Here is a 23,519-nt window from a genome sequence, read left to right on the forward strand (position 1 = left end):
GCGAAAAAGGGTCAACAACGCAATAAAAATGTTGCATTATGAAACAGTTAAAATTTATTTTTGGAATTCCAATAAATTTATGTTGCTAAATAGAACATGTTGAATTACAATTTCATTGTAAACGCTTAACAAACATTCGTCAGGGGGATATACATGCTACTTAACTTTGAGGGGATATACCCCGCTTTATTGACTCCTTTTACGAAAGAAGAAGCAGTGAACGAGCCTGTGTTGAAACAACTCATTCATCGTTTGATTGATGCGAACGTACATGGAATTTTCGCCTTGGGCACCAACGGGGAGTTTCATGTGCTTACGACCGAACAAAAGCTGAAAGTAGCTGAAATTGTAGTGAAGGAAGCAGCCGGTAGAGTTCCTGTCATGGTGGGAAGCGGGGGCAATAGCACCAGGGAAGTGATTGAGCTTTCGCAGGCCATGGAGCAGTTGGGTGTTGATGCCCTGTCGGTCATTACACCTTACTTCATACCTCCGACGCAGGAGGAAGTTGAGGAACACTACACAAAAGTTGCCGCTTCGGTCTCTATTCCGGTACTGCTATATAACATCCCTTCCAAGACAGGTTTTTCCTTTACTCCGGAAACGGTAGCTCGTTTGGCCAAGGTTCCGAACATTATTGGCATCAAGGACAGCAGCGGCGATTTTAACAATATTAAGCAATACATTGATCATACACGTGATGAAAATTTTGCAGTCATCGCAGGGACGGATTCCCTTATTCTGCAAACGCTTCAAGCGGGCGGCACGGGTGCCGTGGCGGCTACTGCCAACCTGCTGCCGGAGACGGTCGTGGCGATCTACGAACACTGGAAGGCCGGAGATAACGACAAGGCACAGGCCGCACAGCAGGAACTGCAACCTTTGCGTGACACATTCGGGCTGACGAGTATACCCGCTTCATTAAAGAAAGCAGTCGAATTATCCGGCATTCCGGTAGGCCCGCCCAAAGCACCTATTCAGGAGGCCAAAGGAGAAGCGCTAAAACAAATAGAAGCGGCTGTGAGATATTATCAATCCAAATAGGAGGCTCTCTATGCTAACAACTTACCAATTTCAGACGGCGGCCCGTATTCTGGCTGGTGAAAATACATTATTACAACTGACGGATCATCTGGCAGCGGTTCATCCTCATATTCAAAGAGCGCTCATTCTGACGCAGCCTGCACTCCAGGAAATGGGTTACACCGGCAGTATAGAGCAGCAATTGACGGACAAGGGCATTTTGTTCGATGTATGCACCTCCATTTTACCGGAGCCGACGGAGCAGAATATTGAAGAAACCTTTGCGGCTTTTTCAGAGCACAAATATGAACTGCTCATCGGCTTGGGTGGTGGCAGTGTCCTGGATGCGACCAAAATTTTATCCGTGCTTATGACCAATGACAAAAGGATTAAAGACATGCTGGGCACGAATCTGGTCGAGCGTCCCGGTATCCCGACGGTCTTGATTCCAACCACATCGGGTACAGGGTCCGAGGTTACACCCAATGCGATTGTTACCATCCCGGATCAGGAATTGAAAATCGGGATTGTCAGCTCCTATCTGCTTCCGCAACTGGTCATTCTCGACCCGGTGCTGACATTGGGACTGCCGAAGCCGATCACCGCGGCGACCGGAATGGATGCCTTTACCCATTCGATTGAGTCATTTATATCGAATAAAGCCAACTATTTTAGCGATATGTTCGCTTTGGAATCCATCCGGCTGATTTCCTCCAGCATTATTGAAGCCTATGAGGATGGTGCTTCTATCTCGGCCCGTGAAAAAATGCTGCTGGGGTCAACCTATGGGGGAATGGCGCTTACTGCCGCAGGCACGGCGGCTGTTCATGCTCTGGCTTACCCGCTGGGTGGCAAGTATGGTATTCCTCACGGGGTAGCCAATTCGATGCTGCTGCCGCATGTAATGGAATTTAATATGGACCATTGTGTGGAAAGGCTAACACTCGTTGCCGAGCCGATGGGAATTGATACAGCAGGACTATCACCGGAAGACGCAGCTCTGCGCGTTATCGAACAAATCCGGGAATGGACAGCAAAACTGAACATTCCGCAGGATCTAAAAGAGTACGGCGTGCAGGAGAAGGATCTGAAAGCCTTGGCACAGTCAGCTTCCGAGGTTACGAGGCTGCTAAACAACAATCCCAAAGTGCTGAGTCTTGAGGATATAGAACAGATTTATCGCAAACTGATTGACGTTTAAAGGGAGGATTTATGTGAGAATTGCCATTGTCGCCGACGATCTTACAGGTGCAAATGATTGCGGGGGACAGTTGGTTCGTTACGGAATGAACGTTTCCGTTCAGATTAATCCGGTCTTTTCCGAAGAAACGGATTATGATGCCGTCGTGTTTAACACGGTCAGTCGCTCTCTTCCCGCAGATCAGGCATCAGCCATTGTAAAAGAGATCAGCACGTACGTGAACACCCAATCTTTTGACATTATTTATAAAAAAATTGATAGCACGATGCGTGGCAATATCGGTACGGAGCTGAACGCCATGTATGAGGTCATACGACCCGATTTTGTTATGATCGCTCCCGGTTATCCCAAAAATGGCCGTCAAATTATTGAACGAATACACCACTTGAACGGCCAGAAGCTGCATCATACCGAAGTAAGCCGGGACCCCAAGACCCCTGTATTGAAGTCCGATGTTGTGGACCTGATTGCAGAGCAAACAGGCCACCGTGTCGGCCATTTGTCCAAAGCAGATCTGGATCAGGGCGAGGCTTATATTTCACAGAAATTGCACGCGTTCAAAGAGCAGGGGCTTACGTATATTGTTTCCGATTCTGTAATTGAACAGGATTTGGAGATGCTGGTGAAGGCGATTACAGCCCTGCCGTACAAAATTGTCTGGGTCGGCTCGGCTGGTATGATGAACCATCTACCCAAAGCTTATCAGGTTCAAGAGAAGCATATGGCCAAACCGATTCAGCTTACAGCACAGCCTGTTCTGTTGGTTATAGGAAGTGTTAGTAAAATGGGACGTGCTCAGCTCCAACACCTGATGGATAGCGGACGTGCACACCGAGTGGAGGTTCGCTCGGAAAAGGTACTGACAGAAGGTCATGAAAGACAACAAGAGATGGAACGTGTACACAGAGAAGCATCCATCGGCCTGTCCAACGGTAAAAATGTCGTCATTGTAGCGTCCGACAACATGAAAGAAACCAGAGAGACGGGAGCACAACTAGGTATGACTCCTATTCAGATCAGTGACGCGATCTCCACTAGTCTGGGCATATTAACCAAAAAATTGGTGGAAGAGCTTGAAATCAAGAAATTATTTCTTACAGGTGGTGATACGGCATATCAGGTATTAGAGCATTTGGATATCCAGGAGATTGAATTGGTGGAGGAACTGGAACCGGGTGTGCTGTTGGGCCAATCCATTGCCAACCAAATGTATGTTGTCACAAAAGCGGGGAATTTTGGTTCGGATAAGACTTTGGAAAATGTCATTGTCAAACTTCAAGGAGGTGTGTAAGCGTGGGCAAGCCAATTATCGGTATTACCATGGGGGATGCAGCAGGAGTGGGACCGGAGATTATCGTCAAAGCACTCCTGCATGAACAGGTCTATAAGCAGTGTAGCCCGGTTGTCATCGGAGACGCCAAAAGCATGCTTCGGGCCATCGATCAGACGGGTGCAGCACTTGTGCTCAACAAGGTGAACAGTATAGAGGAATGTCAATTTACACGTGGTGTCATCGATTGTTATGATCTGGATTTGCTGCCTGATCATCTGAAGCAAGGGGAGGTTTCGGCAGAAGCGGGAGATGCGGCATTTCAATTTATCCAGAAGGCAGTTGAACTGGCTCTATCCAATCAATTGCAGGCCGTGTGTACGGCTCCGTTAAACAAAGAAGCCTTGCATAAAGGAGGCCATTTATATCCCGGTCACACTGAAATTTTTGCCGAACTGACGGATACCCAAAATTACTCCATGATGTTGTCGTCTCCCAAGCTCAAGGTTATTCATTTGACTACTCATGTGGGTTTAAAAAAGGCAATTGATATCATCACACCAGAGCGAACCTACAATGTCATTCGGTTGGCGCATGCTACGCTGGTACGGGCAGGCTATGAAAGCCCTCGGATTGCTGTGTGCGGTATTAATCCGCATGCCGGGGAAAACGGTCTGTTCGGTGAAGGGGAAGAAGAAGAGAAACTGATTCCGGGCATTGAAAGAGCGATACAGGAAGGGATCAATGCCAGCGGCCCGCATCCGGCAGATACACTGTTCTTCCGCGCTGTACGTGGAGATTTCGATATCGTTATCGCTTGTTATCATGACCAGGGGCACGTCCCGATCAAGGTGCTGGGACTGGAAGAAGGCGTCAATATCACAGTCGGGCTAAAAGGCGGTTTCATCCGCACTTCGGTGGATCATGGTACGGCATTTGATATTGCCGGCAAAAATGTTGCTGACGAAAGAAGTATGCTGGCTGCCATAGCGTCAGCTGTAGAGCTATCTCCCAAATAATACGAGTGCAAGAGATGCGAATAGGACCTGATGATCCGGCTGTTGCCGGTTCATTTCAGGAAATGTAAGCGCTTATAATTTATTTTTTAAGTATTTTGGAGCATGAAGGGAGCTTTCAGATGGAAAATTTAAGCGCAGGTACGGTACTTTTTATATTGATCGTAATTGCTGTCTATATCGTTTTTACAACCATATTGACTTTTAAAATGCGTAGTAAATCCAGTTCTGAGTTTAATAATGCAGCCAAATCTTTACCCGCTATTGTCGTTGGTGTCTTGATGATGTCCGAGTTTATCGGAACCAAATCGACGATAGGCACTGCAGAATCCGCATTTACACATGGTATAGCTTCTTCATGGTCACTTTTGGCGGGATCTATCGGCTTTTTCCTATTCGCTTTCTTTCTGGTCAGCAGGTTTTATAATACAGGCCATTACACCATTTCCGGAATCGTGCGTGAAAAGTTTGGCGCATCCACCAAAACAGTCGTATCCATTATTATGATTGTGTCCCTGCTGGTCGTCAATTTAGGGAATTATCTGAGCGGGGCAGCGGCTATTTCTACTATTTTGGGAATTCCGATTATGGCTTGCGCCATCATTACGATGATTATCAGCACCATCTACTTTACGTTTGGCGGGATGAAGGGCGTGGCATGGATCACCATGATTCACTCGGCCTTCAAATATGCGGGCATTTTGCTTACTGCCTTTATTGCGCTGTATTTGACAGGTGGTTTGAAGCCGATGCAACTCGCGCTGCCTGAACACTATTTTACATGGGACGGCACCATCGGAACGAGCAAAATTATCGCATGGATCATCGGTACGATGGGGGCGATCTTTTCAACCCAATTTATTATTCAGGCCGTTACGTCTGCCAAAAATGCCAAAGCGGCCAAGCGTGCAACCATCTATGCCGGTCTGCTGTTTCTTCCGCTGGGTTTGGCTGTATCCATCATCGGTGTATGTGCGCGCTATTTGTACCCGGATATTGATCCGATTTACGCGTTTCCCGTGTTCTTGCAGCATATGAATCCGATACTCAGTGCGATTGTCGCCACTTCACTGGTAGCTTCCATTTTTGTAGGCGTGTCTACTGTAGCACTTTCAACGACAACGTTGTTAATGGACGATTTTGTACTCCCGAGAATGAAAGAGGTTACTCCGGAAAAGCAATTGAAAATGACGCGGATCATCTGTATTGTGGTAGGAATCATTCCGTTGCTGGGCGTGGCTTTTGCCCCGGAATTACTGTCTCTTTCCTTCTTTACCCGCGCGTTGCGTGCATCGATTGCCGTTGTTGCGGGAATGGGCTTCTTCCTGCCAATGTACAGCTCCAATCGTGGAGCAACCATCGGGCTTTCCATGTCCGCTTTAGGCACAACCATATGGTACTTGCTGGGTGATCCTTACGGAATCGATAATATGTATATTGCTGTTGTGACACCGCTGATTGTGATGTTGATTGATCGGTTCATCGGTAAACCCCAACAAAGCGAAAAGTCTCCTGAGACGGAAATTATAAACGAGAATTAGAAACAGGGAGGATTCAAAATGAATAACGAGCAGGAAACAGCTGCCTTTCATTATAAAGTTACGCAGGCAGCCAACGAAACATATCGTAAAGACGCTTTTATTCCTTCGGATGCCGTACAAAATCATGCGGCCAATCTGTTGCCTCTGGATAATGGCGACTTGTTATGCGTATGGTTTGCCGGGACCCAGGAAGGGATTCCTGATATTTCTATCTATCTTTCCAGATTGAATAAAGGAGCGGAGGAGTGGACGGAGCCTGTTAAATTATCTGACGATCCGACACGTTCGGAACAGAATCCGGTTCTCTTTTCCGCCCCTGACGGCAAGCTGTGGCTGTTATATACAGCGCAAAAATCCGGCAACCAGGACACGGCAATTATCCGTTACCGGATCTCCGAGGACGAGGGTTACACTTGGGGGGATATCGGTACGTTGTTCGATACGCCCGGTACTTTTATTAGACAGCCGATCACGGTGCTGGATAATGGAGACTGGCTGTTGCCTATCTGGTATTGCTACACGAATCCCGGTGAGAAGTGGACGGGAAATAAAGATGTGAGCGCGGTGAAAATTTCCTCCGATCAAGGTCGAACCTGGATAGAGGTCAGCGTGCCGGATAGCTTGGGTTGTGTCCATATGAATATCGAAAAATTGGATGACGGCAGGCTGATTGCACTTTTCCGCAGCCGCTGGGCTGATTATATCTACCAAAGTGAGTCCGTGGACCACGGAAGAACATGGAGCAGTCCGCAGCCGACCTCACTGCCCAACAACAATTCGTCAATTCAATTTACTAAACTGGACAACGGCCATCTGGCGCTAGTTTTTAATAACATCAGTGCGAATGAATCTATGGAGCGTAGAGCTTCGTTGTATGATGAAATTGAAGATGAGGAGGAAGAAGCAGTTGTTGAGCCTGTCACTGTCCCGGCAGCCGAGGAGCGTCAAGCCTTCTGGGGAGCACCGAGAGCGCCAATGACCGTTGCCATTTCCAAAGATAACGGGCTCACCTGGTCGGAAGTCAAAAATATTGAGGTAGGGGACGGCTATGCCATGACGAATAACTCCAGGGAAAAGCTAAATCGGGAATATTCCTACCCTTCCATCAAGCAATCCAAAGACGGGAAAATCCATATCGCATTTACCTACTTCCGACAGGCCATCAAGTACGTTGTTATTACCGAGCCATTTGTAGAGAGCAGATAATCACGTGCAGCAAAGGAGGTTGTTCCTATGATTGTGGCTACATTAGAGCAGGAGGAGCGATACCGTCGTATCCATCCGCGGTTTGAGCAGGCTTTCTTATTTCTGCAGCAAACGCCGCTGGCAGAGCTTGCAGAAGGGAAATATGAGATAGACGGTCAGCAGGTTTATGTGTTGGTGCAAGAGTATGATACTAAGCCCGAGGCTGAATGCCGCTGGGAAAGTCACCGTGAATATATCGACATCCAATATATAGTGTCAGGCAGGGAACAAATTAATTATGCACCGCTCGACCAGCTCACGGGGGGTTCTGATTATGTAGCGGATAAGGATAAGATCAACTACGAATCCTCAGTGAGTCCGGGCAGTTCATTGCAGCTAGGTGCAGGTCAGTTTGCTGTGTTTTTCCCCGAAGATGGCCATCAGGCATGCATTCGTTCCGGCCAGACCGAGCACGTCAAAAAAATGGTTATTAAGGTGAAAATTTAACCTTGTTAAAACATAGAAATGGAAAGGGAGGAGTGGCCCATGATGCTCTTGGAGGGGCGTATAGCAGTTGTGACCGGAGCCAGCAGAGGGATCGGCAGATCTATAGCACTCACACTAGCCGAACAGGGGGCCTCCCTCGTTATTAACGGGACCCGCGAAGACCTGCTGCTTGATCTGGCGGCGGAAGTGAATGCGCTGGGTCAGACATGCGTCATCTGTACAGGCGATGTCTCGGATAAAGAGACTGCCCATAAAGTGGCCCATACCGCTATTGAACATTTTGGTTGTATAGATATCCTTGTGAATAATGCCGGGATCAACATGCGTACCTCGACCTTGGAAATGGATACAAAGGATTGGCAAAAGGTGCTGGATGTGAATCTGAACGGTACGTTATATTTGTGCATGGCTGTATTACCCCATATGATCGAAAAAAATTATGGAAAAATTGTGAATGTGACTTCTACAACTGCTAAAACACCTCATCGGAATGCGGCACCGTCGTACGGAGCATCTAAAGCAGGGGTGAATTATTTAACCCAGCATTTGGCGCTGGAGATGGCCAAGCACAATATTTACGTAAATGCCGTGTGCCCGGGTCCGATTGATACCGATATGAGCAAACAATGGACACAGGAATATCGTCAGCAAGCCATCGCCCGGATACCGCTTGGGAAGCTGGGTACTCCCGAAAACGTAGCTGATACGGTATTATTTTTAGCTTCGAAGATGTCAGATTTTATAACCGGGGAATCGATAAATATGAATGGTGGCACTTATATGAATTGATAGCTTTCCATAGAGCCTATCTAACTCTAGCCGATCTCTATCGAAAACACCTCTTTAAAACCCCTTTTACCATCTGCTGTAATGCGGATCGCCCGGTTGGTGGGTAGGCGTTCAATCCAGTGTAATGTCAATAATCTGTCCAAAAGGGCACTCCCCAGGGCCCCGGCCAAATGGTGGCGCCGTTCACTCCAATCCAGGCATTTATGGGAGAAGGAGCGGCGCCTTTGTTTTATTTGTGTAAGGTTAATCTGAAAATCTGCAAAGAAAGCCTCTCCTTTCTCAGTGACATGCAGTGCGTCCTGCCCCTCGGAAAGCATCCCCTTTTCAATCAAGGAATCCATGATCTGCACGCCTAAATGACCTGCAAGATGATCGTAGCAGGTTCTTGCCAGCCGAATGGCCTCGTTTTCAGAGGCTTGCTTGAACGATTTAATTTGAACAGGCGGAGCTATGGACAAAAGTGACTCCATCACCCGGGCAACTTCAGGATTTTGTATGCCAAAATAGCGGTGCCGTCCTTGTTTTTCCACAGTAACGACCTGTGCCTCTGTCATTTTAGATAAATGAAAGCTGGCAGTTTGCGGTTTAATACCAGCCATATGGGCCAATTCGCTTGCCGTATGGAACCTGCCGTCCAATAAAACGGTAAGTATGGCAGCACGGGAAGGCTCGCTTACGAGAGAAGCAATCATGGCTACGTTTGATTTGGTGCTCATGGCACAGGTATCCCCCTTTGTAACTCATACTTCTGTAATCCATACTTCGATGAAGGTTGAAATGTTTACATTTTACAATAAGGAGGCGGATATGAACAGAAGGAGAAGGGATGATGGACCCATTGAATCATAATCAAGACATGAAAACGATTAAGCCAAGTATTTTATATTACGGCACCCCTGTGATTTTACTCAACACGCTGAATGAGGATGGAACGACGAATATTAGCCCCATATCCTCCTCATGGGCATTGGGTGACTGCCTGGTGCTAGGCATTGGAATAGGCGGAAAAGCGTTTGAAAATATGAAACGGCATCCTGAATGTGCGATCAACGTTCCGGGACCTTCCATGTGGGAGAATGTAGAGCGCTTGGCTCCCTACACCGGCAAACATCCTGTACCGACGGAAAAGGAGCAAAACGGATTTACCTATCAAAAGGATAAGTATGCGATCAGTGGACTAACTTTGGTCGACTCCAAGTCGGTCAAGCCCGCTCGAATCAGGGAATGTCCTATTCAGATTGAAGCTGAGGTGAGGGATATACGCATACCTGAACATGCTCCTTATTTTGCGATCGTCGAAACCCAGGCTGTGCAGGTACATGTTCACCAGGATATGATTCTCGGAGAGAATCATATTGATCCGGCAAAGTGGAGCCCGCTCATCTATAATTTTCGTCATTATTTCGGTCTGGGTGAGCATTTGGGCAAAACCTTCCGAGCCGAAACCTGATTATTCAGCAAAATAATAATTTATCCTACCTGAATAATGAGAATTATCTTCCCAAATGGTTCTTTTTGTGCGAGAATGATTGAAAAATCATCCATGACTACGCATACAGGAAGAGACGATTCATACAGCACGTATAACAAGGGAGGAAATAACCATGTCAGAAGAACGCAAGCTGTCATTTGAAACTCTCGCTGTCCATGCCGGACAACAAATTGATCCTACTACTTTTGCTCGTGCCGTTCCGCTATATCAAACGACTTCGTATGGATTTCGGGATGTCGAGCATGCGGCTGATTTGTTCTCACTCAAAGAGTTCGGCAACATTTATACGCGTCTGATGAATCCGACTACGGATGTGTTCGAGCAACGGATTGCAGCTCTGGAAGGAGGAGCTGGCGCGCTCGCGACGGCTTCGGGAGCAGCAGCGATTTCCTTTTCCATCCTGAACATTGCGGGAGCAGGAGATGAAATTGTATCGGCCTCCAGCCTGTATGGCGGTACATATAATCTATTTTCTACCACACTGCCGAAATTGGGCATTAAGGTGCATTTTGTCGATTCGGATGACCCGGAAAACTTCCGCAAAGCCATTACAGATAAAACGAAGGCCATATTTGCTGAAACGATTGGCAACCCGCAGGGCAATGTGCTGGATGTGGAAGCTGTGGCGGCAATTGCGCACGAATATGGCATTCCGCTGATTGTGGATAACACGTTTCCAAGCCCATATTTGTTGCGGCCTATCGAATATGGAGCGGATATTGTTGTGCATTCGGCAACGAAATTTATCGGTGGGCACGGCACATCCATTGGCGGTGTAATCGTGGATAGCGGCAAATTTGACTGGAAAGCGAGCGGTCGTTTCCCGGGACTGACCGAGCCGGACCCAAGCTACCACGGGATTGTGTATACCGAGGCGGTGGGACCCATCGCGTATATTATCAAAGCGCGAGTGCAATTGCTGCGCGACCTGGGAGCGGCTATTTCACCGTTCAACTCGTGGCTGCTGCTGCAGGGCTTGGAGACACTCCATCTGCGGCTGGAGAGACATAGTCAGAACGCACTGAAGGTAGCGCAATATCTCGAAAGCCACAAGGATGTGGAGTGGGTTAGCTACTCTGGATTGCCAAGCCATCCATCCTACGAGTTAGCCCAAAAATACTTGCCTAAAGGGCAAGGGGCGATTCTGACCTTTGGCATCAAAGGCGGGAGTCAGGCGGGAAGCAAGCTGATTGCGAATGTGAAGCTATTTTCTCATCTGGCTAATGTGGGCGATTCCAAGTCTTTGATCATTCATCCGGCGAGCACAACGCACCAGCAGCTTAGTGCGGAGGAACAGGTTGCTGCCGGAGTCAAACCGGAGCTGTTGCGTCTATCCGTTGGGACAGAAGCGATTGAAGATATTTTGTACGATTTGGAGCAAGCGATCGCGGCCAGTCAGCAGTAGGCAGTGATCGTTATGGGCTGGATAGACGATTGTGATGTGGCATTCGTGCAGGATTCAGTGGTTGATCAGGTGGGGGATATCCTCCACCTTTTTTTGCGTTGACAGCATACCCCTATAGGTATATATTATACCCTGTAGGGTATATAAGGAGGCGAAGGAATGGGCAGAAAAATAGTTGTTATTGGCGGGGTAGCAGGTGGAGCTTCTGCTGCGGCGAGATTGCGCAGATGGAATGAGGAAGACGAGATTATTTTGTTCGAGCGCGGAGAGCATGTTTCTTTTGCGAACTGCGGTCTTCCTTACTATATTGGCGGGACGATTCAGGCGCGTGAGAAGCTGTTTGTCCAGACACCCCAAGGGATTCGAGAACGCTTTAATATAGACGTGCGGGTACTGAACGAAGTGGTACAAATCGACCGCGAGCATAAGCTCGTCCGTTTCCGCGACATGACGACAGGAGAGACGGGGGAGCAGCCGTATGACATTGTGGTATTGTCGCCGGGAGCCAAGCCGATGATACCGGACATTCCCGGATTACATGAAGCTGCGAATGTGTTTACATTAAGAAACATTCATGACACGGACGTCATTAAGACATATGTAGATGAAAGCCAGCCAAAACATGCCACAGTGATCGGTGCCGGATTTATCGGGCTGGAGATGGCCGACAATTTGCGGGAGCGCGGCCTTGCGGTGACCCTTGTTGACATGGGACAGCAAGTCCTTAATCCGCTAGATCCTGAAATGGCCAAGCTGGTAGAGCAGCATATGAAGCTGAACGGGGTGGAGATACGTTTGGAGGAAGGAGTTGTGGCTATTGAAGGCCAGGGTACACGGCTACGTTTGACCTCTGGCGATATGCTTCAGACAGACATGGTTATTCTGGCGATTGGTGTGGTTCCTGAAAATGAGCTGGCCAAGCAAAGCGGATTGGAGCTTGGTTTTCGCGGGGCCATTCAGGTAAATGCCCAACTGCAAACCAGCGACCCGGCCATTTATGCGGTAGGGGACGCTATACAGGTCAAAGACCGCAATCATGGGTTTGCAACCATGGTACCGCTGGCTTGGGGAGCCAATCGGCAGGGGCGTTTGGCGGCAGATCACATTAACGGTCAGGCGATTTCCTATGATGGCGCACTTGGTACATCCGTCATTAAGGTCTTTGCATTGACCGCAGCCTCTACAGGAAATAACGAAAAAACATTGTCGCGGCTGGGCGTTCCCTATGAAGCGATTCATATTCATCCCGGTTCGCATGCAGGTTATTATCCCGGAGCATCGCCCATTGCGATCAAGCTGCTTTTTAATCCAGAGACTGGCGTGATATACGGAGCCCAGACTGTTGGAGCCGATGGAGCAGACAAAAGGATCGATGTCCTTGCGACAGCTATTCGTGGCAATCTGAATGTCCGTGATCTGGCTGACCTTGAGCTTGCTTATGCGCCTCCTTATTCTTCGGCAAAAGATCCTGTGAATATGGCTGGATACGTCGCTTCCAATATCATGGATGGGCTGGTCCAAACGCTACAGTGGCATGAAGTTGACGATTTTCACCGTAATGGCGGTGTCATTATAGATGTCAGGGATAAGGTGGAGCTACAGGCTGGAGCCATTCCAGGTTCTATTCATATTCCCTTGGCTGAGCTTAGAGATCGGATGTCGGAAATCCCTCGTGATCGGGAGATCGCGGTATCTTGTCAGGTCGGCTTGCGCGGCTATCTGGCGGCCAGGATTTTGACTCAACATGGTTATTCGGTGAGAAATGTTGATGGTGGCTACAAGACGTATTCAGTCATGGCTGCTGAGCGTGCTCATCTCTTGAAATAGTTCATTACCCATTCAATCTGATTCAGGTGATCCGTTACTTGGCCGTGCAGCGCACCGAAGAAGGTATCTTGCAGTTCCACGGTGATCGTCCCTTTTTCGGCCAATGCGTGGTAAGCGTTCTTAAGCTCCTCCTCACTCTCACAGTCGAGAATGATTTGTACATGCTGTGCTTTCAGCGGTTTACCGTAGGAATCGGAAAAATGGATAAGACTGTTGCCCAAGTGAAGCTCTGCGTGTAAAAGTTTGCCTTCATGCTTGTTCAGCACTTTGATTTCTCCACCAAAAACAGATTGATAATAATCAACCGTCTGCTGTACGTCGTTTACAATGATATAAGGGCTTGCACTTCTCATATGATCGTTCCTTTCAAGTCTTTGATGTAGGACTTCTACTACTATACAGTATTTACGTTGTCCGTGGGAATTACCCCTTCTCTTATCAAAAATGGCTTGGTTCACTGTGTGACGTCTGTTACAATAGAAGAGACATTTATGAATGGATAGAAAAGAGGTCGAACAGGTGGGCACTTCAATGATTTGGGAAGCAGTTATATATTGGGTGATCTTGGTGATCTCTGCGCTGTGCGTGATCACAGTATCAGGTAGCCGAAAGACAGCAAGCACAATTATTTTGGCGCCCGTTGTTTTATTTTGTACCATATTTATGATGCAGGGCTCGATGTTGAATACAATGAAGCACCCGACGATGGGGGCGAATGTCGGTTTGGGTATGGCATTTCTGACAACATGGGTAGTCAGCGGAATATTGTTTGCCGTAGCGCTTGTGATTGCTTTTATTAGATACAGCAAGAGGAATAAGGCGTAATCCAGCCTGAGAACCTCAGATGAATAAAGGCTTTCGGTGATATGCCGAAAGCCTTTTTTGTATTGCTTTTAACCAGCGGATGTCTAAGGCCAGCTTTACTGCGTCTTCTCATAAGCAAAACAACGATCAACACGACGATGATGCAACAAAATAGCTCAGGCAGATATTTAATGTCGCGAATTTGGTAAAAATAGAGTGGAAGGCCAAAAAGAGGTTTACACTCTTGGCTGGAAAGTGTATACATAAAGTAAGGAGGCGATTGCTATGAGTGATCGTGCATTTCATTTGTTTTATATTATTTCCCTGACGGTTCTGGCACTGGGAAGCGTTGGGGGAATCGTCTGGTGGCTGCGCTCTGTCGGCCGTGAGGAGAAGGAAAAAAACTGAATTTGGCATGGGCATACAAGCCCAAATGCATCTTCCAGTAGGAGGGTGCATTTTTATATGCTATAATGGGAACGTATGTTCTTTGTGATAACCATCCCGGTCACTGGCTGGCCGGGAACCTGGAAAGGGAGGAAAGATGATGCTGCCTGATTTGGAACGAAAGCTGTTGCGTATTTTGTATAATTATTTTGCCCAGCATCGCCATATGCCGACGATGACGGAATTAACCGTCAAAACGGGCAAGCGAGACACTGAAATTACAGCCGCCTTGCGACATATGGAACAAGAGCGCTATATTACATGGGAAAATAACACAGGTACCCAACATGTAATTTTACTGGAAGGATGGGAGCGGCCTTCGGTCCATAGGCGTACTCCAATGGAGACAGGGCGTTCCACTACACCAACGATACCGCCGAATAATACAGAATATTGGACTAATTATTAGAAGGTGAAGTGTTAACAAAATTCTCAGATATTTCACACTGGAAAATTAATGAGTTTTTAAGGTGCATATCATTTAATTTTAAGAAAGAGAGACTATAATGACCTTATTAACCCCTTTTTGATCAAGCTATAGGCCCTGCCGATGTATCGGCAGGGCCACTTTTTTGTTCAAACACAGGCTCATCAATATAAAAAATCCCCCGGGGATCATCCGGAGGATTGGGTGCAGTCTACGTATACTGCATGGCCTGTTCAAACTTTATCGTTTGACGGCATAATATATATTCAACCCCTGCTGCCTTGCATAATATGGTCAGCATGTTCATAAGGGGCAGTCTGATTCCACTGTTCATTTTCCAAACGACAAAAGCCCTACCTCTCTTTCGTCCTTGCGGCTCCGATGACCGCGCCAGTGTGAATGTGAAAATCTTTTGGCAAAAGCTCAAAATTCTACATTAGGGTTATACATAAAATTTGGAGAAGCTCCATGTGGTGATTAGGAGTGTAGCCTGTTGCGCGGAATCCTATGGGGTTAATACATACTCTAACAGTATAGCAAGAATGATTCTAAAACACAAGGGGTTTTATTTGTAATCACGACAACCGCGTATCATCGGATATGAGGTTGTTTTGTTGGCAAAGAAGGTTAACTTTTGACAATTGGACTCCGATATTGAATAAACAAGATATTATATGAGCGTACGGATGAAAAGAGGGGTAGCAATTTGCCGATCTATAAGCGCTTTATTCATCATGTTATCCTGAACTATGTTATAGGTTCGTTTACCACTGTATTATTGGTAGGTGCGATTTTTGTATTTTCCACGTTAAATATAGCCCAGTATGAATTTCTTGGGCTTGCGAAAATCATTGTAATTTCCAGTGTCATTATGATTGGCTGTGAAGTCATGGCGTTCCGGATGCATTTGAGACCGGTTCGTCGTTTTTTTTACGGCAAATCAGCAACATTCAAGGATGCAGAAGCGGTGTATGTACGGATTCACCATCTGCCTAATTTGTCGGTTTTACGTATTATTGGGCCGCATTTGTTGGGGTTTTCCATACCGGCAGCAGGTCTAGCCCTATGGATGATACATACCGGACAGCTTACCTTTCCACTTTATTACGTAGGAATTGCTTGTATAGGGGCTTGTCTGGTTGCTTCCATGCATGCACTGGTTGAATTTTTCCTGACGATGAGAGCGATTCGGCCGTTGCTGGAGGAGCTGCAGGAACAGACCCATCAGCAATATGGACTGAATCTGTCACTGCGCGGACGTGTGCTGCTATCACTGCGGCATAAGTTTCAGCTGAGCGCGACGTTGATCGGTGCTTTTCCGCTGTTTTTATTTTGTCTGGCTGCGCAGATTCGGTTGGAGCGATCGGATGCGACGCATTCCAGCTCCTACTGGCTATGGGCGGGAACGATTTTAATTTTTGGTGTGGCTTTTGCCTATTTGGGAGGAAGGTTGCTGACCCGCGAGATTGAGCAGCCGATCCATCATCTGCTGGAGAAAATGAACGAAGTAAGGGAAGGCCGGTTGAACAGTAATGCCAGCGACTTGTATTCCGACGAATTTGCGGAGCTGGTCGAAGGCTTTAACATGATGATCGAGGGCCTCAGGGAGCGGGAAGAAAAGAACGGTCAGCTATTGGAAAGTTATTTTGCTACCCTGGCGGCAGCACTGGATGCGCGAGATGCCTATACCGCGGGACATTCTTTGCGTGTGGCTGAATATTCTGTACTCATTGGGCGAAAGGGTGGCTTGAACGAAGCGGATCTCGACTTGTTGCGTAAAACAGCCTTACTGCATGATATCGGTAAAATCGGCGTGCCTGATGCTGTATTGCTCAAGGATGGCAAGCTGACGGACGAGGAATTTGACCAGATTAAAATGCACCCCGTCATGGGAGAAAGCATTCTCCGTCAAGTTGAACCGGCTTATGCCATGGCTCCTTATTTGCCTGGCGTGCGTTCGCACCACGAGCGTTTTGACGGCAAGGGATACCCTGACCAGCTCTCCGGTGAAGATATCCCGCTTTTTGGACGGATAATTGCCGTAGCAGATGCATTTGATGCGATGACGTCGGATCGCCCATACCGTAAAGGTATGAAGGAGGAGAAGGCGGTTATGATATTGGAGGAGGGAAAAGGGACTCAGTGGGACCCTTACTTTGCCGAATTATTTGTTCAGGAATGGTGCCGGAATAAAGGTGTTATAAGCTAAAATCAGAGATATCTCCACGAGGGCGAGCCGCTGCGGTTCGCTTTTTTTATGCACCCATGGAGTGTCTTTGGGACATGTCGAAAGATGAGGCTTCATGTTATGATTACAAGAAAGGCAAAGGCGGTTAGCGTAGGCGTGGCATCCAATTTCTTGTGCTATGGGAGTGTGAGTCCATGCAATTTTCAATAATGTTTGTAATCAATTTGGGGATGCTGATAGCTGTTGCCTATGTGGCAAACGTGATTTATAAGTATGGCTTGAGTCGTACCTCTTCGCGGTTCAAATATATCAGCTCAGTACTGCTGGTGGTATTTGGCGGATGGATCAGCTCTTGCTTTGGTTTTAATTTTAGTGAGACGGTGATCTTTGATCTGCGCTTCGTTCCGTTGATTATTGCGGCGTTGGTATATCCGCGTTCCTATACGCTTATTATAATTGGGGTAGCGATCGGGCTTACGAGATTTACCTTCGGTCTGAATATGGCGGCGTGGGTTGGCTTCCTGAACATGAGTATTCTGGGCGTGCTGTGCGCTGGATTGAACTACTGGATGCGTCGGTCCACCTGGCGTCTGATTATTAAGGCGTCGGTGACCATTTTAGCGGTTAATATCGTTAATACGATAAATATTGCCTTCCTCGGCGTCATTCCCTGGCGCTATTATGTAGCGGAAGTTGTTCCTCTTACACTGCCTATCGGCGTGGTCCTCAGCTTTTTGTTTGCTCTGATTTTACGTGATTTTCAGATGGAACAACTGCGTAATTATCAGATTAAAAAGGCAAATCAGCTACTATCGAAGCAACGCAATGAGTTGCAGAAGGCGAAGGTTGTTTTGGAGGAACGTGCCAAGCAGCTCATGATGGCCTCTCAATATAAATCGGATTTTATGGCAACGATGTCGCATGAGCTACGTACACCTCTTAACAGCATTATTAATCTGGCGCAGATTATCAACGAGCAGGGGAAGGAACTGGATGAGGACGAGCTATCCTTGTATAGCGAGCTGATCTATGCCTCAGGGCATGATTTGCTTCAATTGATCAATGACATTCTGGATCTGTCCAAGGTCGAGGCTGGGCGCATGGAAATTGTAAATGAACCGGTCAATGTACGCGAGATTGCGCAGGTGATGATGATGCATTTTGAAGTCACTGCCAAGGAAAAAGATCTTGAATTTAGCCTGAAGGTACATGAAAATATACCGGATGAAATTCGGTCTGATCCCAAACGTGTACAGCAAATTTTACGTAATCTATTGTCCAACGCCTTTAAGTTCACTCATGAAGGACGTGTATTGCTGGAAATCAGCACACAGCATCTGGATCGAAAGGGACAGGAGGGGGATTGGGTTGTCATTGCGGTGAAAGATACGGGTATCGGTATTTCAGAGCTTCAGCAGCATATTATTTTTGAAGCATTTCAGCAAGCGAACGGTTCCATTAATCGCAAATATGGAGGAACCGGGTTGGGGCTGTCCATTAGCCGCGATTTTTCGCGCTTGCTGGGCGGTTTTATTCGTCTGGAGAGTGAAGAAGGCAAGGGAAGCAACTTTTCCCTATACCTGCCTATGTGTCCGTCCGAAAGCAAGCAGGCAGACGAACAGCCGTTTAAATTAACCTGATGCATCATGGCAGGAGCAGGAGCGTTAGGGTGGACAAAGGAGGTCTATCATGGAACGTAAAGCGGTCGTTGTAGGGGCAACGGGGCTTGTCGGGGGATATGTTGTACGGGAGCTGCTGGTACAAAAGGAATATAACCGCGTCATGGTTATGGGCAGACGTCCGCTGGAAATCAAGCATCCCAAGCTTGAGCAGGCATCTATCGACTGGGAGCAGCCGCAGAAGGCGGCGTTCGCCTTCGAAGGGGCTGATGATGTTTTTTGCTGTCTTGGCACGACGATGAAAAGGGCTGGCTCCAAGGAGCAGTTCCGCAGGGTGGATCTGGACTATCCGGTTCAGGCTGCCCGCTTGGGCAAAGAAGCTGGTGCAATGCAGATGCTCGCTATTTCTGCGATGGGAGCCGATCCGAATTCACGAGTGTTTTACAACCGTACCAAAGGAGAGGCGGAAGAGGCGCTTGCTGCTATTGGATTGCCAGCGCTTCATTTGTTCCGTCCGTCGCTCATTTTGGGTTCGAGGCCAGAACGACGTCTTGGCGAAGCCGTTGCAACAGTTGTCATGAAGGCACTGGATGGCATGATGACGGGCAGGTTCGCACCTTACCGTGCCATCCCGGCTTCGGTCATCGCACGAGCCATGGTACGAATTGCCCTCGCGCAGGCAAGCGGCGTACATATTTATCCGAATGATATCATTCGAGTCATCGGTGCGGAACTGACGTCTGATGAGGATGATGCTGGCACAGGAACGGGTACGGGTGACCATGTATAAGACCGCGTTCGGGATACGGTAATCCATAAGTGCAGGCATGAGTGCGGAATAGTGGCATCAAGCTTCCCGTGCTATAATACGGTAAACCAGTATCAGGAAGGAGACTCCAACAGATATGAAGAAAACAATTGCAACTGAAAAAGCACCCGGTGCTATCGGCCCTTATAGTCAAGCGGTAGAGGCGGGCGGGTTTATTTACACCTCAGGACAGCTTGGACTGAATCCGGCGACAGGTGAGTTTGGTAAAGACGTACAGGAGCAGGCACGCTTGTCCCTGAGCAACGTACAAGCCATTCTGGAAGCGGCAGGCAGCAGCATGAACCAGGTGGTAAAAGCGAATGTATTCCTGAAGGATATGAACGATTTTGTCAGCGTCAATGAAGTGTACAGCTCTTTCTTTGAGCAGCCGTATCCGGCCCGCAGTGCGGTAGAGGTAGCCCGTCTGCCTAAGGATGCGCTGGTGGAGATTGAAGTCATTGCATGGAAGGGCGAATAAGTCCAATAGACTCGTTAGAATAAAAATGGAACGCCAAACGGGTGCCTCTGCAATAGGGGCACCCGTTTGCACTTGTTAGTGGATGATCTTAATTCCTTAATTCCCTAATCCCGATCACGGTTGCGGGCCAAGAATAGCCATAGCGCATACACCAGAATAATGGCCGCCAAGATCAATGCAGCCAGCCGTATCTTCTCATGGTCTGGATGCCCGATGGCGATGGCGACGTAGGCCCATACGAATACGAGTGGATAAATGCTGTCACGATAAGGGAAGCTGACCATGATGGCTAACGCGGCACTGATGAGCAGGATGATGATTGCCCGTGTAGTTTCATGGAGTCCCCAGCCGCTCCATTCATTTTTTTTCAGGGCAACCATGATGCCGATGATGGTAGCAACGGATACCCAACCGAAATTCAGGCTGAATGGCAGCTTGACGAACCACATTTCCCCGCGAGTTGGCTGTGGCGTGCGGGTACGTAAGTATATGATGCTCAGGGACAGCAGGTACAAAAACATGACGATGACGCACAGTTCTACATATACATACTGCCACAGGAAAATCCAGATGATGTTGAAGAGACAGCTTAGAATAAAGAAAATACCGATGGATTGAATACTTGTCTTGGCTTGCCCTGTAGATGTGGCTTGATACACGACAAAGCAGGCGAGCAGCGGGTAGATAAGCGACCAGATGGAAAAGGCATAGCCTGCCGGCGTTACCAAGGTAGGATACATATTGGATACAGCAGCAGTGCTCCTGCCGCCGATGGGAAGCGTAGAAGCCAAGATATTAACGACGATCACAGCGATGAATGCAAGGATATTCCACCATGTATACGGATGGCTTCGTGACATAGAGATATCTCCTCCTAAATGAGTGATGAACCAAAATGACCGGCTGGTCACAAGCTTTTATTATGAATATACCCATTTTGCTATCCAATATGTCCGAACAGGAGAAAGCCGCATAATCCAAATAAATTCATAAAAAGTTGTATGTATATGCAGTCATATGTAGTACAATGATAAAAATTTTAACCACTATATGCTGGATTGAGGATTCCTCAAATTCAGCTAATATAGGAGTAAGGAGATAAGTAGAATGAATGGTTTAGAAAAAGTAGGGAAATTTGTAGGAGGAACCTTTTCGATTTGGGTACTTTTATTTGCATGTCTGGGATTTTTCTTTCCTGCGGCGTTTATAGGGTTGAAAGGATACATACAGCTATTTCTTGGTATCGTCATGTTCGGCATGGGACTGACCTTATCCTCGGCAGATTTCCGTGAAGTATTCCGGCGTCCGGTGGATGTAGCTATTGGTGTGGTCGGGCATTATCTGATTATGCCGTTTCTGGCGTTTGTATTGGCGCTGGTATTGCAGCTGCCGCCGGATATTGCGGTGGGTGTTATTCTGGTAGGTTGTTGTCCAAGTGGAACCGCGTCCAACGTAATGACTCTTTTATCTAAGGGTGACGTGGCGCTCGGCGTGTCGATTGCTTCAGTGTCGACGCTGATTGCTCCGCTGGCGACCCCGGCCATGATTAGTCTGCTTGCCGGGCGCTGGATGAATATTGATGCAAAGTCGCTGATTATGGATATTCTCATTGTGGTTATCGTACCGATTGTGCTGGGCGTTATCGTCAAATCGCTATTCCGCAAACAGGCGGATGCGAGTGTCAAGGCACTGCCGCTTGTATCGACGCTGGCGATTGTACTGATCGTGGCCATTGTAGTAGCAGGCAGCAAGGGCAAGATTTTGGAGACCGGTCCGATTATTTTTGCTGTAGTCATTTTGCATAATGGCATCGGGTTCCTGCTCGGGTATTGGTTTGCCAAGCTGTTCGGCATGAATCTTTCCAAACGTAAAGCCGTTACATTGGAAACGGGGATGCAAAATTCCGGATTGGGCGCTGCGCTGGCAGCCGCACATTTTAATCCGATTGCTGCTGTACCGAGCGCGATTTTCAGTGTGTGGCACAATATTTCCGGCTCGTTGCTCGCCACCTGGTTTTCCCGCCAGGAAGAGAAGAAGAGCACAGGTGGCAGCAATTAAGCTACTTGTCATAATCTACTGTCGTTGGCTTGTGACAGTGGCTAAGGTTCAGGTTTTCCGGACAGTTAAGGAAGGTTAGAAAGGTTGGATTTGACTTTATAGGGGCGGATCATTATACTGTGGTTGTTATAACCACTGTATTAAAGTAAGCGACAGTACACAGGCTTTATCATTGAAGTAAAGTAGTATCGAATTCATATTCATACTCGTTTTATGGCTTACAGCCTATCTGATTTGACCTAAACTGAAGGAGAGAGAACGAATGAACCCGAAATATAATCCTTTATTTGATGCTTTTACCCTGCCATCTGGCGTTACGCTGAAAAACCGTATCACGATGGCTCCTATGACTAACTTTGCTTCCCATGAAAATGGCGAGGTCAGTGACGAGGAACTGGCGTACTACCGTGAACGTTCCGGTGGGGTGGGCGCAGTCATTACGGCTTGCGTGTATGTAACTCCAGACGGCAAGGGCTTCGTGAATGAGTTTGGTGCGGACAAGGACGAAATGATTCCGAGCCTGCGTCGTCTGGCTGACACGATTCATCAGGAGGGTGCGAAAGCGATTCTGCAAATTTACCATGGCGGTCGCCTGTGTCCACCGGATCAAATTCCGGACGGACAACCGATCAGTGCAAGCGCAGTAGCCGAGGAAAAAGAAGGAGCACCTGTGCCGCGTGAAATGACATCCGACGATATTCACCGTGTCATTCGCGCCTATGGCGAAGCGACTCGCCGCGCGATTGAAGCGGGTTATGACGGTGTGGAGCTTCACGGTGCGAACGGCTACCTGGTACAGCAGTTCTTCTCCCCGCACTCCAACCGCCGTACTGATGAATGGGGAGGCAGTCTTGAAAAACGTATGGCTTTCCCGCTGGCGATTGTCCACGAAGTGAAAAAAGTGATCGCTGCCCATGCCAAGCAATCGTTCATCTTTGGGTATCGTTTGTCTCCCGAGGAAGGACACACGCCTGGCATCACGCTGGACGATACGATGGTGCTCGTAGACCGTTTGGCGGATCAAGGCCTGGATTACCTGCACATTTCCGTAAACCATTTCTTCGGTGGTTCGTTCCGCGACCGCAGCGACGAACGGTCACGTACCGTTCTCATTCATGAGAAAGTTGGAAATCGCGTACCGATTATGGGAGTTGGATCGCTGAATACACCGAACGAGGCGCTTGCAGCGCTGGAGACAGGTGTGCCGCTTGTTTCGCTAGGACGTCCACTTCTGATGGAGCCGCAATGGGTTCAGAAAGTGCAAAACGGCACAGAAGATACCATTCGTACGACATTGTCCAAGCAAGCCCAACAGGAGTTGGTCATTCCGGACTACCTGTGGGGGGCGTTGACGACGGTTCCCGGCTGGTTGCCTGTTACGGATTAAATTTTGAATGGATCGAAATACCCTGGGTCGCTTCCATGCACTCAGGGTAT

23 protein-coding genes are annotated in these 23,519 nt (G+C 47.9%); 20 read left to right on the forward strand and 3 right to left on the reverse strand.

What is annotated here, in order from left to right:
* Positions 1-153 precede the first annotated feature (153 nt).
* From dapA to BAZ21_RS19220, 8 genes are all read left to right on the forward strand, one after another.
* Entirely contained in the window at positions 154-1,041 is an 888-nt protein-coding gene (gene dapA / locus BAZ21_RS19185) for a 4-hydroxy-tetrahydrodipicolinate synthase (RefSeq protein ID WP_068504126.1), read from the forward strand.
* A gap of 10 nt (positions 1,042-1,051) precedes the next feature.
* A complete protein-coding gene (locus BAZ21_RS19190; protein WP_068504128.1) occupies positions 1,052-2,221 on the forward strand; it encodes an iron-containing alcohol dehydrogenase in 1,170 nt (389 codons plus the stop codon).
* Positions 2,222-2,234: 13 nt separating this feature from the next.
* Positions 2,235-3,512: a four-carbon acid sugar kinase family protein gene (locus BAZ21_RS19195; protein WP_068504131.1), complete on the forward strand. Its 1,278-nt coding sequence runs from the start codon at positions 2,235-2,237 to the stop codon at positions 3,510-3,512.
* Between the two features lie 2 nt (positions 3,513-3,514).
* Complete coding sequence (pdxA, locus tag BAZ21_RS19200) at positions 3,515-4,510, forward strand: 4-hydroxythreonine-4-phosphate dehydrogenase PdxA (RefSeq protein ID WP_068504133.1); 996 nt, start codon at positions 3,515-3,517, stop codon at positions 4,508-4,510.
* Positions 4,511-4,629: 119 nt separating this feature from the next.
* The gene (locus tag BAZ21_RS19205) at positions 4,630-6,048 is read left to right on the forward strand and encodes a sodium:solute symporter family protein (protein ID WP_068504135.1); all 1,419 of its coding nucleotides are present in this window, start codon (positions 4,630-4,632) and stop codon (positions 6,046-6,048) included.
* 18 nt (positions 6,049-6,066) lie between these two features.
* On the forward strand, positions 6,067-7,254 hold the full coding sequence (locus tag BAZ21_RS19210) for a sialidase family protein (protein ID WP_068504137.1): 1,188 nt from the start codon (positions 6,067-6,069) through the stop codon (positions 7,252-7,254).
* Between the two features lie 27 nt (positions 7,255-7,281).
* Positions 7,282-7,740: a YhcH/YjgK/YiaL family protein gene (locus BAZ21_RS19215; RefSeq protein WP_068504139.1), complete on the forward strand. Its 459-nt coding sequence runs from the start codon at positions 7,282-7,284 to the stop codon at positions 7,738-7,740.
* Between the two features lie 39 nt (positions 7,741-7,779).
* Positions 7,780-8,529, forward strand: coding sequence for an SDR family NAD(P)-dependent oxidoreductase (locus BAZ21_RS19220; RefSeq protein WP_084011754.1), 750 nt, complete (start codon positions 7,780-7,782; stop codon positions 8,527-8,529).
* A 26-nt stretch (positions 8,530-8,555) separates the two neighbouring features.
* Here BAZ21_RS19220 and BAZ21_RS19225 read toward each other — a convergent pair whose 3' ends face one another.
* A complete protein-coding gene (locus tag BAZ21_RS19225; RefSeq protein WP_068504142.1) occupies positions 8,556-9,245 on the reverse strand; it encodes an ArsR/SmtB family transcription factor in 690 nt (229 codons plus the stop codon).
* A 113-nt stretch (positions 9,246-9,358) separates the two neighbouring features.
* Between BAZ21_RS19225 and BAZ21_RS19230 the strand changes: the two genes are divergently transcribed.
* The 3 genes from BAZ21_RS19230 (at position 9,359) to BAZ21_RS19240 (ending at position 13,253) form a co-directional block, all read left to right on the forward strand.
* Positions 9,359-9,979: a flavin reductase family protein gene (locus BAZ21_RS19230; RefSeq protein ID WP_068504144.1), complete on the forward strand. Its 621-nt coding sequence runs from the start codon at positions 9,359-9,361 to the stop codon at positions 9,977-9,979.
* Between the two features lie 154 nt (positions 9,980-10,133).
* A complete protein-coding gene (locus tag BAZ21_RS19235) occupies positions 10,134-11,426 on the forward strand; it encodes a homocysteine synthase (RefSeq protein ID WP_068504146.1) in 1,293 nt (430 codons plus the stop codon).
* 159 nt (positions 11,427-11,585) lie between these two features.
* Positions 11,586-13,253, forward strand: a complete 1,668-nt coding sequence (locus tag BAZ21_RS19240) for a CoA-disulfide reductase (RefSeq protein ID WP_068504148.1) — start codon at positions 11,586-11,588, stop codon at positions 13,251-13,253.
* Here the strand turns inward: BAZ21_RS19240 and BAZ21_RS19245 are convergent.
* Positions 13,238-13,606, reverse strand: coding sequence for a VOC family protein (locus tag BAZ21_RS19245; RefSeq protein WP_068504150.1), 369 nt, complete (start codon positions 13,604-13,606; stop codon positions 13,238-13,240). The genes BAZ21_RS19240 and BAZ21_RS19245 overlap by 16 nt on opposite strands.
* Positions 13,607-13,748: 142 nt before the next feature.
* On the opposite strand from BAZ21_RS19245, the gene BAZ21_RS19250 reads away from it, so the two are divergent.
* The 7 genes from BAZ21_RS19250 to BAZ21_RS19275 all read left to right on the forward strand — a co-directional run bounded on the left by BAZ21_RS19250 (position 13,749) and on the right by BAZ21_RS19275 (position 20,024).
* Complete coding sequence (locus tag BAZ21_RS19250; protein WP_068504152.1) at positions 13,749-14,078, forward strand: hypothetical protein; 330 nt, start codon at positions 13,749-13,751, stop codon at positions 14,076-14,078.
* A 264-nt stretch (positions 14,079-14,342) separates the two neighbouring features.
* Positions 14,343-14,465 (forward strand): hypothetical protein, encoded by a 123-nt coding sequence (locus BAZ21_RS29815; protein WP_256021920.1) that lies wholly within the window; start codon positions 14,343-14,345, stop codon positions 14,463-14,465.
* Positions 14,466-14,604: 139 nt separating this feature from the next.
* Positions 14,605-14,913, forward strand: coding sequence for a hypothetical protein (locus BAZ21_RS19255; RefSeq protein WP_068504154.1), 309 nt, complete (start codon positions 14,605-14,607; stop codon positions 14,911-14,913).
* 724 nt (positions 14,914-15,637) lie between these two features.
* Entirely contained in the window at positions 15,638-17,140 is a 1,503-nt protein-coding gene (locus tag BAZ21_RS19260; protein ID WP_068504159.1) for an HD-GYP domain-containing protein, read from the forward strand.
* A 173-nt stretch (positions 17,141-17,313) separates the two neighbouring features.
* Positions 17,314-18,759 (forward strand): ATP-binding protein, encoded by a 1,446-nt coding sequence (locus BAZ21_RS19265; protein ID WP_068504160.1) that lies wholly within the window; start codon positions 17,314-17,316, stop codon positions 18,757-18,759.
* A gap of 49 nt (positions 18,760-18,808) precedes the next feature.
* Complete coding sequence (locus BAZ21_RS19270; RefSeq protein WP_068504162.1) at positions 18,809-19,528, forward strand: NAD(P)H-binding protein; 720 nt, start codon at positions 18,809-18,811, stop codon at positions 19,526-19,528.
* Between the two features lie 115 nt (positions 19,529-19,643).
* Positions 19,644-20,024, forward strand: coding sequence for a RidA family protein (locus BAZ21_RS19275; RefSeq protein ID WP_068504165.1), 381 nt, complete (start codon positions 19,644-19,646; stop codon positions 20,022-20,024).
* A gap of 104 nt (positions 20,025-20,128) precedes the next feature.
* Here BAZ21_RS19275 and BAZ21_RS19280 read toward each other — a convergent pair whose 3' ends face one another.
* Positions 20,129-20,884 (reverse strand): hypothetical protein, encoded by a 756-nt coding sequence (locus BAZ21_RS19280; RefSeq protein ID WP_068504166.1) that lies wholly within the window; start codon positions 20,882-20,884, stop codon positions 20,129-20,131.
* Between the two features lie 247 nt (positions 20,885-21,131).
* Between BAZ21_RS19280 and BAZ21_RS19285 the strand changes: the two genes are divergently transcribed.
* Both BAZ21_RS19285 and BAZ21_RS19290 read left to right on the forward strand, forming a co-directional pair.
* Positions 21,132-22,082, forward strand: coding sequence for a bile acid:sodium symporter family protein (locus BAZ21_RS19285; RefSeq protein ID WP_068504170.1), 951 nt, complete (start codon positions 21,132-21,134; stop codon positions 22,080-22,082).
* A gap of 262 nt (positions 22,083-22,344) precedes the next feature.
* Positions 22,345-23,469: an NADH-dependent flavin oxidoreductase gene (locus tag BAZ21_RS19290; RefSeq protein ID WP_068504172.1), complete on the forward strand. Its 1,125-nt coding sequence runs from the start codon at positions 22,345-22,347 to the stop codon at positions 23,467-23,469.
* Positions 23,470-23,519: the final 50 nt, after the last annotated feature.

The sequence above is a fragment of the Paenibacillus kribbensis genome (assembly GCF_001705305.1).
Taxonomy (GTDB): domain Bacteria; phylum Bacillota; class Bacilli; order Paenibacillales; family Paenibacillaceae; genus Paenibacillus; species Paenibacillus kribbensis_B.

Excerpts from the sequence above, each read along its gene's own strand:
- BAZ21_RS19290 (WP_068504172.1), top strand. The coding sequence starts at position 22,345 with ATGAACCCGAAATATAATCCTTTATTTGATGCTTTTACCCTGCCATCT.
- BAZ21_RS19275 (WP_068504165.1), top strand. The coding sequence starts at position 19,644 with ATGAAGAAAACAATTGCAACTGAAAAAGCACCCGGTGCTATCGGCCCT.
- BAZ21_RS19210 (WP_068504137.1), top strand. The coding sequence starts at position 6,067 with ATGAATAACGAGCAGGAAACAGCTGCCTTTCATTATAAAGTTACGCAG.
- BAZ21_RS19235 (WP_068504146.1), top strand. The coding sequence starts at position 10,134 with ATGTCAGAAGAACGCAAGCTGTCATTTGAAACTCTCGCTGTCCATGCC.
- BAZ21_RS19250 (WP_068504152.1), top strand. The coding sequence starts at position 13,749 with ATGGATAGAAAAGAGGTCGAACAGGTGGGCACTTCAATGATTTGGGAA.
- BAZ21_RS19190 (WP_068504128.1), top strand. The coding sequence starts at position 1,052 with ATGCTAACAACTTACCAATTTCAGACGGCGGCCCGTATTCTGGCTGGT.
- BAZ21_RS19240 (WP_068504148.1), top strand. The coding sequence starts at position 11,586 with ATGGGCAGAAAAATAGTTGTTATTGGCGGGGTAGCAGGTGGAGCTTCT.
- BAZ21_RS19205 (WP_068504135.1), top strand. The coding sequence starts at position 4,630 with ATGGAAAATTTAAGCGCAGGTACGGTACTTTTTATATTGATCGTAATT.
- BAZ21_RS19255 (WP_068504154.1), top strand. The coding sequence starts at position 14,605 with ATGCTGCCTGATTTGGAACGAAAGCTGTTGCGTATTTTGTATAATTAT.
- dapA (WP_068504126.1), top strand. The coding sequence starts at position 154 with ATGCTACTTAACTTTGAGGGGATATACCCCGCTTTATTGACTCCTTTT.
- BAZ21_RS19225 (WP_068504142.1), bottom strand. The coding sequence starts at position 9,245 with ATGAGCACCAAATCAAACGTAGCCATGATTGCTTCTCTCGTAAGCGAG.
- BAZ21_RS19265 (WP_068504160.1), top strand. The coding sequence starts at position 17,314 with ATGCAATTTTCAATAATGTTTGTAATCAATTTGGGGATGCTGATAGCT.
- BAZ21_RS19285 (WP_068504170.1), top strand. The coding sequence starts at position 21,132 with ATGAATGGTTTAGAAAAAGTAGGGAAATTTGTAGGAGGAACCTTTTCG.
- BAZ21_RS19245 (WP_068504150.1), bottom strand. The coding sequence starts at position 13,606 with ATGAGAAGTGCAAGCCCTTATATCATTGTAAACGACGTACAGCAGACG.
- BAZ21_RS19230 (WP_068504144.1), top strand. The coding sequence starts at position 9,359 with ATGGACCCATTGAATCATAATCAAGACATGAAAACGATTAAGCCAAGT.
- BAZ21_RS19280 (WP_068504166.1), bottom strand. The coding sequence starts at position 20,884 with ATGTCACGAAGCCATCCGTATACATGGTGGAATATCCTTGCATTCATC.
- BAZ21_RS19215 (WP_068504139.1), top strand. The coding sequence starts at position 7,282 with ATGATTGTGGCTACATTAGAGCAGGAGGAGCGATACCGTCGTATCCAT.
- BAZ21_RS19270 (WP_068504162.1), top strand. The coding sequence starts at position 18,809 with ATGGAACGTAAAGCGGTCGTTGTAGGGGCAACGGGGCTTGTCGGGGGA.
- BAZ21_RS29815 (WP_256021920.1), top strand. The coding sequence starts at position 14,343 with ATGAGTGATCGTGCATTTCATTTGTTTTATATTATTTCCCTGACGGTT.
- BAZ21_RS19220 (WP_084011754.1), top strand. The coding sequence starts at position 7,780 with ATGATGCTCTTGGAGGGGCGTATAGCAGTTGTGACCGGAGCCAGCAGA.